This is a genomic window from Marinomonas sp. AWM4_232, from assembly GCF_056158325.1.
Genome location: NZ_JBSWTA010000001.1, coordinates 2,720,626 through 2,734,009, shown reverse-complemented (window position 1 = coordinate 2,734,009; position 13,384 = coordinate 2,720,626). Strand labels below are relative to the sequence as shown.

Genomic DNA, 13,384 nt, shown 5'->3' with positions numbered 1-13,384 from the left:
CACTTTATTTATAGCGCGTTTCTTAGGTACCAAACAATGAGTAAGGCTAAAGAATCTTTTTAGAATGCACTTTCAATACCCATACTAAAATACAAACTTCTAGGAGCCTCATCCCCATCAATTTCAACTTTTTCAAGACCGTATGCTAAATCCAAGTTTAAACGTTTAAACAAGGTTGCACCAATCATCGCATAGCTTAGCTCCGAACCCGCCATGTTCTTTTTATAACCTAAGCGAATAGCTGGGATAAATGAACTATTGCTATAATATGAAGTTGATACTGTTGCCCATTTGTATTGATCACCCACTATATCTTCAACTTCATTAAGCTCGTAACTTGCAGCTAACGCTAGTTGACGATCGAAGACAAAAGTAGATGCCTCAACAGTGAACTGACGCTCCATTGTGAACTCTTCTTTTAGCTCAAGGTCACCGTTAGCATCAAAATTAATCGCTGCAGCACAGCTAACCTGATTAATTGGCGTCACAGAAGCACAGTTACTTGGTAGTTCAGCGTAAGCAAATGATGGCTCGTTTAGATTGGTTGCTTGGAAGCCTAATTGATAATGTTCTGACGCCCAAATCGCACCAACATCTAAGCTCACATCGGTCGACGTCTCTTGCTGATCAGAAAACGCATCAGAGAAAGCATCGTCGGTGTCTTCTTCAGAAGAGGCCAATACAACCAATGCTTTACCTAAGGTAACGCTGTGCGCACTCAATTTTGTACCCAGCACTAAGGTACCTGCATCACTACTGTAAATATCAGTTGAGTAGCCAACACCAAACGTTAAGTCTGTACCAGCTTTCGCATAGAAAGAGGAATCCGTTTCTAATTCAAGTGTCTGCTGATTCACCGTCACAGAATCATCCAGAAAACGTCCACTTGCTACAGCAGAGACCGATAAATCGAATAGGAAAGCGCCACCGTTATCCGTTTTATAAATAATAGGGAAAATAGGTACTGGTGCTCCTAACATCAGCTTCAAGTTAGCGTCTTCGCCAAGATGAGCAATAATACCGTTCGCCTCACTCAAGGCTGATTGCGCTTCAGCAACCGTGTTGTACTGACGGTCTAACAACGCATCAAGATCATCAATGTTATCTTCAAGTGAGTCAACTTCACCCACTTCGTAACCAAAGCCAATTGGGCCAACAATACCTGTACGGAAGTTATCTCCTCCCTCACTATTGACCATAAAGTAGGATGCGGCTGGGTTACCTAGAGATGTCATTAAAGACGCAGGATTGGCACTTGAGCCAAGTGTAAAGCTAGAACCGAATGGTTGAGAGACTGGGGCAGCGACTGCGGCACCAAAAGTTAAACTACTCGCAATAACAAGCGATTTTTTCATTACTTACCTCATCTTTGAAAATCAAATAAAGGAAGCAACCATGTAAAACTTGGGCACGTTTACTTCCATGAAACGCCGATTCGAATAAATCAATCTTACACAAAACTTACACAGCTTACACTTTTTTTTTACTTTTGGTATATTGGCTGCACAATTAAACATTTATTTTGGTAGTAAGCTTTGATTATCAGATTTTAGAGATAGGCTGAACAACAACAAAAGCTGGATAAGATTTGTGACCTGTCCAACGTAAACCGAAAGCTTCTAAAAAATCAGGCATTACCATCATTTCTAATAATTGAGGGGAACGAAATTTCAGCTCCAGTAGCAAGCTGCCCAGTGCATTCTTAAGCGACATAGTGGGCAACGGTTTTGAAGCAGCCTCTGGCTCATCCAAAGAGCCTTCTAAGCGCCAGTTGTCAACTTTAGCCAGAGTGGATTGATCTTTTTGCTGGAAACGGACTTCCCCACCCGACCAATCTACCTGCATGTGAAATGCATTAAATTGGTTTTGTTTGTAGTCATAGACAGCAAAACTACGTTTTACCTGGATTGGCTGACCTAATAACAACACTTTTTTGGTCTCAAAAATAGGATTTAGCAACCCAACATCAATACTAAGAGCATTGGTCCATATTGAAAGGGTTCTAAAAGACGGCTGGAATTGTCCACTACCTAGCACCAGAGGGTGCGATACATGCCAGTTGAAAGGTCCTAACCAAGAAGCCCTAGACCAAGAAAACTGCAAGGGGTCTGTTACTCCCTTAGCGTCAATAAGAGCCTGACCAGCCCACCAATGGCCAGAAATCTCCCGCAATTTAACGCTCTTTGGCAAAACAGTCTGAATCTGCTTCGACCATACTTGGAGCGGTAAACAGGCCAGACATAATAGGGTAAGAACGAATATGAGAAATGCGCTTAACCCTATGTATGATTTCCGGCCCATTATAGCCTCTACTGAACCGAGAGCTTCTTCGTCAAAGCTTCAAGGTCTTCTGGAGTATCGACACCGTGCGGTGGTAGCTCTTTGGTTAGCGCCACTTGCACTTTAATGCCTTGGTGAAGGAATCGCAGTTGCTCAAGCTTTTCCCACTTCTCTAGTGGTGACATCGGCATTTGTGCGTAGCGACCAAGCAAAGACACACGGTACACGTACAACCCCACATGACGAAGAGCTGGGTAGTCTTCGGCAATTTGCTTGGGCGATTGGGCAAAGCCATCACGATCCCATGGCATGGTGGCACGACTGAAGTACAGCGCACGGCCTTTGGCATCGCATACCACTTTCACCACACTTGGATTGAAGATGTCTTCTTCACGATGGATTGGGCACGCCACGGTCGCCATCTCGGATTCTTTGTCGTCCGCTAAGGCTTGTACAGCGTTATGGATCAAGCCAATTGGCAGCAAAGGCTCATCACCCTGCACGTTGACGACGATTTCATCGCCTGACCAGCCTTTAATGGTCGCCACTTCTGCTAGACGCTCCGTACCATTTTCATGGTCTGTACGAGTCATCACCACATCCGCACCAAACTCTTCTGCGGCGTTGAAAATATCCTCGTGATCTGTGGCGATGGTGACTGACTCAGCACCCGCTTTTAGTGCCAATTCGTAGACCCATTGCACCACCGGCTTACCAGCGAGATTGGCCAGCATTTTCTGGGGGAAACGCTGGGAAGCAAAGCGTGCCGGAATCACAATATGAAACGCAGGTAAGTTAGTCATAATCAACCTTTCTTCTCAAATTCTGGGCGCTTAGCCAGTTCATATGCCTTTTCTAACGGCATTCTTGTCGCCAGAACCAGATCAGCCACTTCACGCGCCACGCCCTGTCCTGCGGAGCGTTTCAAAGTGATATCACAGTGACGTAGCAACAAAGTATGAGCATCCGCAGGACACAGTGAAATACCGACTTTAGGCATGACTTGTAAGTCGATCACATCATCGCCAATGTACGCCACTTGCTCTGGCTCTAGGGTCAGGGTTTGCATCAATTCATCAAACGCCGCCGCCTTATCATGACAACCGTAATAGACATGCTTCACACCAAGGTCTTCCATGCGCTTACGTAGTGGTGCAGAATCTTTCGCGGTGATAACCGCTACATCGACTCCCCATTTTGGTAGAAGCTTCAACGCTACGCCATCTTTGACATTGAAACGTTTCACCGCTTCGCCATCTGCACCGTAGTACAGGCCGCCATCGGTGAGTACGCCGTCCACATCAAAGATAACCAATTTCAAAAACGGCAACTTCTTCATCAAAAGGTTACCGTTCACGAGTTCTTGGTAATGTTCTAAAAAGGCAACGTCCATTAGGCACTCGTATCTAGCGTTTCAAAGGTTTTCACCAGCTCATCCAGCTGCTTAATTTGCTTTAGGAATGGCTCAAGTTTGTTCAAAGGCAAAGCACACGGCCCATCACATTTTGCATTGTTTGGATCAGGGTGCGTTTCCAAGAACATACTAGAAAGACCTAAAGACATACCAGCACGAGCAAGCTCTGTAACTTGAGCACGACGACCGTCCGCTGAGTCGGAACGACCACCTGGGCGCTGTAGCGCGTGAGTCACATCAAACATCACTGGGTAGTCGAATTTCTTCATTTCACCAAAGCCTAGCATGTCGACCACTAGGTTGTTGTAACCAAACATAGTGCCACGTTCACATAGCATGATAAAGTTCTAAAAAGGCAACGTCCATTAGGCACTCGTATCTAGCGTTTCAAAGGTTTTAACCAACTCATCCAGCTGCTTAATTTGCTTTAGGAATGGCTCAAGTTTGTTCAAAGGCAAAGCACACGGCCCATCACATTTCGCATTGTTTGGATCAGGGTGCGTTTCCAAGAACATACTAGAAAGGCCTAAAGACATACCTGCACGAGCAAGTTCTGTGACTTGCGCTCGACGACCATCCGCCGAGTCTGAACGACCACCGGGGCGCTGTAGTGCGTGAGTCACATCAAACATCACTGGGTAGTCGAATTTCTTCATTTCACCAAAGCCTAGCATGTCGACCACTAGGTTGTTGTAACCAAACATAGTGCCACGCTCACACAACATTAAGTTGCTGTTGCCCGCTTCTTCACATTTGGTCAGGATGTGCTTCATTTCAAGGGGTGCTAAGAACTGTGCTTTCTTGATGTTGATCACAGCACCCGTTTTTGCCATTTCCACCACAAGATCCGTTTGACGTGACAAGAACGCAGGCAATTGAATCACATCGGCAACTTCTGCTACCGGTGCACATTGATCATTCTCATGGACATCTGTGATCACAGGAATATTGAAGGTATCTTTCACTTCCTGAAGGATTTTCAGGCCGCCATCAAGACCTGGGCCACGAAAAGAATTGATTGAAGAGCGGTTGGCTTTATCAAACGAGCCTTTGAAAACGTAAGGGATACCCAGTTTCTCAGTAATCTTCACGTGCTCTTCTGCAACCTTCATTGCTAGGTCTCGTGACTCCAGCACGTTCACACCACTGAACAAGACAAACGGAAGGTGGTTAGCCACCTCAATAGAATTACCAATACGGATGATTTTGCTGGTTTCTGACATAGTCGTGTCTGTCCTATCAATCTTAACGGTCGTAAATTTCAAGCAGGCCAACTACGTTTTTGTTGTCGTCTACTGCTACGAGTAAAGTAATTTTGTCGCGCAGCATACGTTCTTCTGCTTCGACAATCATAGTATCTTGGGAAATCGTTTTCGGGTTGGCAGTCATAAGCTCTGACATGGTTTTACTGAGCATTCCAGCCGCATCTTTAAGCATGGCACGACGTAAGTCACCATCCGTAAAAATACCCGCTAAGCGCTCCCCTTCTTTGATCAACACCACCCCTTTACGGCCTTGAGTCATCACCGCAATGGCATCTTGTAGAGAAGTTTCAGGTGAACAGAACGGCAAGTTGTCCTTGTGCATTAGGTCACGTACACGAGTCAGCAACTTACGGCCTAAGCTGCCTCCAGGGTGAAAGCGGGCAAAGTCTTGCGGTTGAAAATCACGGCATTGCATTAACGCTACGGCTAAGGCATCCCCCATGGCAATAGTCATGGTTGTAGAAGTCGTTGGTGCTAAATTGTTCGGGCACACTTCACGGTCAATGGCGATGTCTAATACACAATCGCAGTGTTGTCCCAATGTCGAGGCGGAGTTGCCTACAATCGCAATCGATTGATTACCAAAGCTTTGCAAGGAGGGTAATAAGCGAATAACTTCCTCGGTTTCACCTGAATAACTGATCAAGATGAGCAAATCGTCCTGCTGTACCATGCCAAGGTCACCATGAAACGCTTCACCTGGGTGCATAAAGAAAGACGGCGTGCCAGTTGAGGCAAGAGTCGCAGCAATCTTTTTGCCAACGATGCCAGACTTGCCCATACCACAGATGATCACACGACCTTTGGTGTTTAGCATCATGGTCACGGCTTGGGAGAATTGCGTATCCACTCTATCGGCCAAGCCCATCAGAGCCTGTGCTTGAGTGGTAAGAGTGGTTTTAGCGCTGGTGATCAGTGTTTGTGAATCACAAGACAAAGTAGACTGGGTTTCGCTCATGGGCCAACTCGAATTCGTAAATAGTGGCGCCATTATACAGAGGCAAAAGCAGAACGCCTACCAAAGCAAGGTAGGCGTTCCATTTTGTTTTACTTAAGACAAGTCGCGTATTGACCCGCTAACGCTTCAAGGAAAGCTGGGTAGCTATCATTTGACAGCTTCAATGATACGCCAAGTGGATCAAGAACAGCCGTTTTTACATCTGTTCCATCAATCAAGGTTTCAACGATAGCTGGGCTGAATTGCGGCTCACTGAAGATACAAGCCACATTGTGTTCTTCGATCTCTGTACGGATATTTGCAACAGTCTTTGCCCCCGGCTTGCGCTCTGGGCTGAGTGTCACTGCACCTTTGTTATTCAGACCATAATGACCTTCGAAGTAGCCATATGCCTCATGGAACACAAAGTATGGCACATCTTTAATAGGAGCCAATGTAGCTTTCACATTATTGTCGGCAGTTTCTAGAGCCCCTACAAAGGCTTGATAGTTAGCAGCAAATTCTTGCTCATGTTCAGGATCAAGTTTGCTTAACTGCTCCATTACATTGTGCGCTAGAACTTTAGCATTAGCAGGATCTAACCAAACATGTGGGTCAGTACCCGTATGATCATGGCCTTCATGCCCATGTTCATCGTGAGCTTCGTGCTCATGCTCTTCGTGAGCATGATCTTTATGGTCATCATGGTCGTGACCATCATGCTCTTCATGGTCATGATCTTCATGGTCGTGACCATCATGCTCTTCATGGTCATGATCTTCATGGTCGTGACCTTCATGCTCTTCATGGTCGTGACCTTCGTGATCATGTTCTTCGTGGCCATGATCATGACCTTCTTCACCAAATTCGCGAAGGTAAGTACCACTTAAAGCCATCCATTCGATGTCTTTTTTGCTAGAAAGATTTGCTAATGGTTTTTCAAGGAAGGTTTCCAGTGACTCCCCCACCCAAACAACCAAATCCGCTTGATCCAATTTACGTAGGTCCGATGGACGCATGGCGTAGTCATGGGGCGATGCTTGGTTATTCACTAACTGCTCAACCTTGACTTCATCGCCACCAATGGCCGTGACAATCATGGAAACAGGCTTAATAGAGGTAACAACTTGTGTTTGAGCGAATGCAGAAACAGACAATAATAAAGAGGCAGGTAAAGCGTACTTTAACATGAGATCGGGTCCAACCATAAAAGATGTTATAACATAACAGTAACAACTTTCTAGATAAGACTCAATCCCATCAACACAAATTCTTAGCAGACCTATTGAAATTCAGACCAGTCTTTTACCCTAACGACCAATCCCGCACGCTGACCGACTGGAAGTTGAGTATTAGGAAAGACAATGGCATCCCCTTCTTGCTCAGTCACATATTGCCCTAGACTCGACTCTGCTAAAACAAATCCCGCCTCAAAGCCTGTGAAGTTCTTCAAATCACTGGGGATATTCAGTTGGTAATCCTCACTGTCTTTCGTTAACACATCAATCACTTCAAATAGCTTCATATCTTCTACTGACTTTTCCGCCAGTTCAGCTTTATTTAATAAAGCCACTAATGAATCACGAATAGCACTCAGTCGAGTTAAATCATTTTCCCCGAAAGGCTTAACCTGGCCTAACTCAACCGTCGCTGCATGAGCACCATGGGTTGCATAGGAGTGATAAGAAAATGTCGTTGCAGGCTGGTGTGATAACAGTACGGCTTCAATGCCACAAGCCGCATGAAAAGCAAATTGAGCTAGACTGTAAGATTTGCCATTGGTAAAAGGATGTACCGCAAACTTTTCATATTGTGATCCTCTGATCGCCGTATGAAGATCATAATGAAATTTCTCACCGACGAGGTGAGCATCAAAAAAGCGCTTTACTGACGCCTCCAAATGCTTCGCTCGCTCCACTTCCATGCCTTCATAGCGCTGCCAAGCACCGCAAAATAAACGGTTTAGATTTACATCGCAGAAACGAGTGCCTTCGATCATGGCTTGGGGATGTCCCAATATCACCAGCAAGCGAACATTTAGCTCCAGTTCACCCGCTAAAATTTGTTGTACCAGAGCGTTTATCAATTCAATGGGGGCCGTTTCATTTCCATGTATCCCTGCAGAAAGAACCACACTGTGTTTGGGTGTTTGCTCAGGTTCAAGATGCAAAATTCCTGAACGCTCTAAGTAAGCCTTCCCTCCCCTAAATGACCACATCATGGTCTTATCATAAGAAGGATTTGCTAGCGTAAAAGCCAATAAATCATTATTCGGGATCGACATAAAACACTCCAAATCAAAAAACCTAGTTATGCTATCGCAATTCCGATTGTTAGGTGCGATTTGCAATGCACAACATTTTTGGAACAAAACTAAAGGTCGCGATGACGAAAGTAACGGAATCCCTTCTTTCATAAGATTAATCCTTTAAAAATATCGGGCAAATCGTTACCCTTCTTTTTTTGTGTAATTTAAGACTACTCCAATGTCAGAATCCGATGAAATCATTACTCTTGTAAACCGTAACAACCAAGTCATCGGTGATATCCCGCGCCGTCAAATGAATTTCAAAGACGATATTCACAGAGTCACTTTTGTTTTAGTGTTCACAGGACCAGAGACCTTGTTACTGCAAAAGCGGACGGAGAATAAGGCGTTCTGCCCTGGCTACTACGGTGTCACAACTGGCGGAGTGGTCGCCGCTGGTGAAAGCTATGATCTTTGTGCACAAAGGGAACTCGAAGAGGAATTAGGACTGACTTTACCCCTGACAGCTCAAGGCTTATTCTTTACAGAGGGTGAAGGATTTAGAATTTGGGGGAAAGTGTATACTTGTCATTACAACGGCTCACTAGACGGCCCACTTGCGTTACAAGAAAAAGAAGTGGCGGAGGTTCTGGAGATGCAAATTCAAGACATCATAAACAACCCAGAAAACCTTCCATTTACACCAGACTCTTATGATGCACTACTTCATTATATAAATAATACGCTGCAAACTTATGATAATGTTCCTTAAGCGAACTTACCGCCTCTACCATATCATGCCTATCGTGTTCATGATGTGGGTACTATCATTCGACTCATACGCTAGTCATCCTCAACATTGGCAACAATATCAGTATATTTACGATAGTTTCTTACGTATTGCTCTACAACGAGAATACGCGCAATCAGAGACTCCAAGATTAGTTCGATGGCAAAAACCCATTAGAATTTTTTTTGAAAGCGATATTGGTGATCGTTACCTACAAGCAAAACTGTTAAGTGTGCACACTCAACACTTATCGAATATAACGGGCGTTCCTATAAGTTTTACTAAAAATATAAAGCATTCTAATATTATCGTTTCTTTTACTAGCAAAGATCAGATGGAAGAAAAAGTCTGGCGCTATATCGGTAATCCTGACGATATCCGCCAAGCACTTGATGAAGCGATTTGTCTTGGTAATTTTGGCGTCAACCGCAAAGGCGAAATTCAACGGGGCATCATTATTATCCCAGTTAATTACGCACGTCAAAATGCACGCTTTCTAGATTGCATTGTTGAAGAAATCACCCAACTAATGGGTCTCCCCAATGACTCAGATGACGTCTACCCATCAATTTTTAATGACGTGAGTTCAGATATCTACTTATCACCTCTTGACTATATTTTACTGAAAATTCTTTACTCACCTAGATTGCAGGCGGGTATGAACGTAAGACAAGTTGAACAAGTATTAGATGACACGATAAACGATATGTTTTATCGCGGTACAATTGATGATGCGGCGAAACGAGTCCAAGAAGGAAGCCTTAAAACTTATCTTGGTGACTAGTTTTGATAGAGTATTTTTACTCTTTTTATTAACCAATGTCATAAATTCTGGTTATTACATCTTTTTTTTCTCTCAAGTTAGGTAAAATGCCCAGCAACTTGAACACACACTCGGAGAAATTGAATGTTTCCAGAACTCAAGAACGACCGTTTTCTGCGTGCACTACTGAAACAACCTGTCGACGCTACTCCTGTTTGGATGATGCGCCAAGCTGGCCGCTATCTTCCAGAGTACCGTCAAAGTCGTGCTCACGCTGGCGACTTTTTGAGCCTTTGTAAAAACGATGCGTTTGCTTGTGAAGTAACACTTCAACCTCTAGAGCGTTACGACCTAGACGCCGCTATTCTCTTTTCAGATATCTTGACCGTTCCTGATGCGATGGGGTTAGGGCTCTACTTTGAGACAGGCGAAGGACCAAAGTTCAAGCATGTTATTCGCTCTGCTGCTGACGTTGAAGCCTTGCCCATTGCTAAGGCAAATGATCTTGATTACGTCATGAAAGCGGTCAGTACAATACGTCACGCACTTAACGGGCGCGTACCCTTAATTGGCTTCTCTGGTAGCCCTTGGACTTTGGCGACTTACATGGTCGAAGGCGGCTCTAGCAAAGACTTCCGTCACATCAAAGGGATGATGTATTCAGATCCAGATACATTGCACTCCCTATTAAATAAATTGGCAATCTCGGTCACTGACTATTTAAATGGCCAAATTAAGGCCGGAGCACAGGCCGTGCAGATCTTTGATACTTGGGGCGGTGTACTAAGTGGCCCTATGTACCAGCAGTTCTCATTGATGTACATGCGCCAAATTATGGATGGTCTTATTCGTGAGCACGAAGGCCGTAAAATCCCAGTTATTATGTTCACCAAAAATGGCGGACAATGGCTTGAAAACATGGCGGCAACAGGCCCTGATGCATTAGGCTTAGACTGGACGACTGATATGGCCGAAGCGCGAGCGCGCGTTGGCGATAAAGTAGCACTTCAAGGTAACTTGGATCCTTGTGTGTTGTACGCAGACAAAGAAGTCATTGAACGAGAAGTGGCCAATGTGCTTGAGGGGTTTGGTCATGGTACTGGCCACGTGTTTAACCTTGGCCATGGCATTCACCAATTTGTCGACCCAGAACGCCCTAAATACTTGATTGATGCTGTTCATGAGTTAAGTAGACCTTATCATGAACCAAAGTTTGATGATCTTGATGCACTAAACGAAGAGCAGTCATAGCGTCTTAACTGGGGGGGCAATTTTCACCGAAGTATTCAAGCAGTTAGATCGGTGACCTAAGAGCCCCCCACTTCTGTAAACACACTTCCTCAGGCGTCAGCTTTTCTCGCACCCACAACCCATTCGCCTTACGGCGTACCGCTTCAAATTGACCGTTTAAATAACAGCAAACATGATCTTTTCCGCTATTGTCTAACCAAGATAAGCGAGCCAATAGCATGCGGTCACAGCAGCCAATCACTACTAATCGCAGATAGCATTCTCGCTGGGATTCATCTATTACTTTTAAGGTATGCAAACATTGAGGCATAGATTGAGAAGTGACATGAACACTCTCACTTCGCGTCAAACGCAATTTAAGGTCAGATAGAAACTCATCTAGACCTTTCTCAAAAACCATAATGCCTTGCTGTTCCATGGCTTACTCCAGAACGGATTTTTGAATCTAATTATTTGCCATTAACTGTAGAACAAATTTATGCAATTAGTAGCGAGCTGTGCCTTTGAGTGGTAATTTATAGCAAAACAATGCCTTGAATGGAGACACTCTATGAAATTAGTAACAGCCATAGTTAAACCCTTTAAACTTGATGAAGTGCGTGAAGCACTTTCTGAAATCGGTATTAACGGTATTACTGTTACAGAAGTAAAAGGCTTTGGCCGTCAGCGTGGCCATACAGAGTTGTACCGTGGCGCGGAATACGTTGTGGACTTCTTACCTAAAGTAAAACTTGAGCTAGCAATTGATGATGACCAAGTAGATGTTGCCATCGAAGCCATCCAGAAAAGCGCAAACACTGGAAAAATTGGTGACGGTAAAATTTTCGTTACTGCATTAGAACAAGTCATTCGTATCCGTACTGGCGAAACAGGTGCAGACGCCATCTAATTCGCACAACTAAATGCTAAAAAGGCGCTTCCCCTATGAGGTAGCGCCTTTTTTTTGTAAGCGTCTTCAGCATTAAAACGAGCAACTAACCTTTATCAGGCACTTTGATCGATAACGTTCCCAAATAACGATTCTGACGCTTTTCTACAAGCTTAAAGATATAAATAACCGCGATACTGATGACCAAATAAATCGCACCAGCGGCTAAGAAAATCTCAATAGGCGTATAAGTACGAGCAATGATCGTACGTGCCATCCCAGTCAGGTCTAGCAAAGTGATCGTACTAGCCAGGGCACTTGCTTTAAGCATCAAGATGATCTCATTCCCGTAAGCGGGTAATACGATGCCAAATGCTCGCGGCAGCAAAATACGGCGATACATCTGTACCTTGGTCATCCCCATAACCTTACAAGCTTCTACTTCTCCTTCTGGAATCGCCTGAATCGCGCCACGGAAAATTTCAGCGGTATAGGCAGAAGTGTTCAGTGTAAAGGCAATAATCGCACACCAGAAAGGCTCTCTCAGAACTGGCCATATAAAACTCTCGCGCACTGCCTCAAACTGAGACGCGCCATAGTAAACCAAGAAGATTTGAACGAGTAACGGCGTACCACGAAAGAAAAAGATGAACGCAAACGGCCCACCACTGATCAATGGGTTCTTTGAAATTCGAGCCAAAGCGATCGGCAAGGCAACAATAGCGCCCAACACAATCGACAAGATCACTAACTTCATCGTCATCCACGTGCCGCTTAGCAAACGTGGAAAGTATTCAATAACAACAGAAAAATCTAATTCCACGTATTTATCCTCGAGTTAGGCCGCGGCTTGCACGCTTTTCTAAGTAATGAACGACAACCATTGAAACAATAGTCAGCGCCAAATACATAAATGCGGCAACGAGATAAAATAGGAACGGCTCTTTGGTATTACTTACCGCCACATTGGCTTTACGCATAATGTCTTCAAGGCCAACGACCGACACCAATGCAGTATCTTTAAGCAATACCAAAAACAAGTTACCAATACCTGGCAAAGCAACTCGCCATACCTGCGGTAGGATGATGCGGAAGAATTTTCTTCGGGGATGCATGCCTAAAACGATGGCCGCTTCATGCTGACCTTTAGGGATCGCCTGTAACGCACCACGAAACACCTCAGTCGCATACGCACCAAATGTTAAACCTAATGCGGTGACACCAGCGGCAAAAGGTCCGATCTCGATGTACTCGTCATAACCGAACACACTCGCAATCGACATCAAAACAGTCGTCGCACCGAAATAAATAATCAGTACGGTTAAAAGTTCTGGGACACCACGAATGATCGTCGTGTAAAAATTTGCGATCCATTGCAACGGTTTAATATTGGATAATTTAGCTGACGCACCCAACAAGCCTAGGATCAACCCAACGGCTAAAGAAGACAGCGCCAACTGAATGGTGATGCTCGCCCCTTGTAGAAGCTGATCACCAAAACCATGAAGATCTAACATAAAGCTATCTCAGTCTATGTGGTCACAATACACCAGCAAATGCTGGTGTAT

Annotated in this window: 15 protein-coding genes and 1 pseudogene; 4 read left to right on the top strand and 12 right to left on the bottom strand. The window is 44.6% G+C overall.

The window, feature by feature from the left end; translation table 11 throughout:
• Positions 1 to 59: 59 nt before the first annotated feature.
• The 9 genes and pseudogenes from traF to astE form a co-directional block, all read right to left on the bottom strand.
• Positions 60 to 1,355: a conjugal transfer protein TraF gene (gene traF, locus ACXAC1_RS13020; RefSeq protein WP_475061927.1), complete on the bottom strand. Its 1,296-nt coding sequence runs from the start codon at positions 1,353 to 1,355 to the stop codon at positions 60 to 62.
• Positions 1,356 to 1,542: 187 nt separating this feature from the next.
• A complete protein-coding gene (locus tag ACXAC1_RS13015) occupies positions 1,543 to 2,172 on the bottom strand; it encodes a hypothetical protein (protein WP_475061925.1) in 630 nt (209 codons plus the stop codon).
• 137 nt (positions 2,173 to 2,309) lie between these two features.
• Complete coding sequence (gene kdsB / locus ACXAC1_RS13010; RefSeq protein ID WP_475061923.1) at positions 2,310 to 3,083, bottom strand: 3-deoxy-manno-octulosonate cytidylyltransferase; 774 nt, start codon at positions 3,081 to 3,083, stop codon at positions 2,310 to 2,312.
• Between the two features lie 2 nt (positions 3,084 to 3,085).
• Positions 3,086 to 3,673 (bottom strand): KdsC family phosphatase, encoded by a 588-nt coding sequence (locus tag ACXAC1_RS13005; protein WP_475061921.1) that lies wholly within the window; start codon positions 3,671 to 3,673, stop codon positions 3,086 to 3,088.
• A pseudogene (locus ACXAC1_RS13000) lies at positions 3,673 to 4,035 on the bottom strand (DAHP synthetase I family protein); the annotation flags it as partial. The gene ACXAC1_RS13005 and the pseudogene ACXAC1_RS13000, both read right to left, overlap by 1 nt.
• A 24-nt stretch (positions 4,036 to 4,059) precedes the next feature.
• Positions 4,060 to 4,917, bottom strand: coding sequence for a 3-deoxy-8-phosphooctulonate synthase (gene kdsA, locus ACXAC1_RS12995; RefSeq protein ID WP_475061919.1), 858 nt, complete (start codon positions 4,915 to 4,917; stop codon positions 4,060 to 4,062).
• Positions 4,918 to 4,939: 22 nt separating this feature from the next.
• On the bottom strand, positions 4,940 to 5,917 hold the full coding sequence (locus ACXAC1_RS12990; protein WP_228189929.1) for a KpsF/GutQ family sugar-phosphate isomerase: 978 nt from the start codon (positions 5,915 to 5,917) through the stop codon (positions 4,940 to 4,942).
• 89 nt (positions 5,918 to 6,006) lie between these two features.
• Positions 6,007 to 7,086, bottom strand: a complete 1,080-nt coding sequence (gene znuA, locus ACXAC1_RS12985) for a zinc ABC transporter substrate-binding protein ZnuA (protein ID WP_475061917.1) — start codon at positions 7,084 to 7,086, stop codon at positions 6,007 to 6,009.
• Between the two features lie 92 nt (positions 7,087 to 7,178).
• Entirely contained in the window at positions 7,179 to 8,180 is a 1,002-nt protein-coding gene (gene astE, locus ACXAC1_RS12980) for a succinylglutamate desuccinylase (protein ID WP_475061915.1), read from the bottom strand.
• Between the two features lie 202 nt (positions 8,181 to 8,382).
• Between astE and ACXAC1_RS12975 the strand changes: the two genes are divergently transcribed.
• The 3 genes from ACXAC1_RS12975 (at position 8,383) to hemE (ending at position 10,948) form a co-directional block, all read left to right on the top strand.
• On the top strand, positions 8,383 to 8,916 hold the full coding sequence (locus ACXAC1_RS12975; protein WP_475061913.1) for an NUDIX hydrolase: 534 nt from the start codon (positions 8,383 to 8,385) through the stop codon (positions 8,914 to 8,916).
• A 40-nt stretch (positions 8,917 to 8,956) separates the two neighbouring features.
• Positions 8,957 to 9,718: a DUF2927 domain-containing protein gene (locus tag ACXAC1_RS12970; protein WP_475061911.1), complete on the top strand. Its 762-nt coding sequence runs from the start codon at positions 8,957 to 8,959 to the stop codon at positions 9,716 to 9,718.
• 123 nt (positions 9,719 to 9,841) lie between these two features.
• Positions 9,842 to 10,948, top strand: coding sequence for a uroporphyrinogen decarboxylase (gene hemE, locus ACXAC1_RS12965; protein ID WP_475061909.1), 1,107 nt, complete (start codon positions 9,842 to 9,844; stop codon positions 10,946 to 10,948).
• 43 nt (positions 10,949 to 10,991) lie between these two features.
• Here the strand turns inward: hemE and ACXAC1_RS12960 are convergent, their stop codons facing one another.
• Positions 10,992 to 11,366: a hypothetical protein gene (locus tag ACXAC1_RS12960; protein ID WP_475061908.1), complete on the bottom strand. Its 375-nt coding sequence runs from the start codon at positions 11,364 to 11,366 to the stop codon at positions 10,992 to 10,994.
• 132 nt (positions 11,367 to 11,498) lie between these two features.
• Between ACXAC1_RS12960 and glnK the strand changes: the two genes are divergently transcribed.
• Positions 11,499 to 11,837 carry a P-II family nitrogen regulator gene (gene glnK, locus ACXAC1_RS12955; RefSeq protein ID WP_055463653.1) on the top strand — a complete coding sequence of 113 codons (339 nt, stop codon included), beginning with the start codon at positions 11,499 to 11,501 and terminating at the stop codon, positions 11,835 to 11,837.
• Between the two features lie 85 nt (positions 11,838 to 11,922).
• Here glnK and ACXAC1_RS12950 read toward each other — a convergent pair whose 3' ends face one another.
• The gene (locus ACXAC1_RS12950; protein ID WP_475061906.1) at positions 11,923 to 12,639 is read right to left on the bottom strand and encodes an ABC transporter permease; all 717 of its coding nucleotides are present in this window, start codon (positions 12,637 to 12,639) and stop codon (positions 11,923 to 11,925) included.
• A gap of 4 nt (positions 12,640 to 12,643) precedes the next feature.
• Complete coding sequence (locus ACXAC1_RS12945; protein WP_228189922.1) at positions 12,644 to 13,333, bottom strand: ABC transporter permease; 690 nt, start codon at positions 13,331 to 13,333, stop codon at positions 12,644 to 12,646.
• Positions 13,334 to 13,384: the final 51 nt, after the last annotated feature.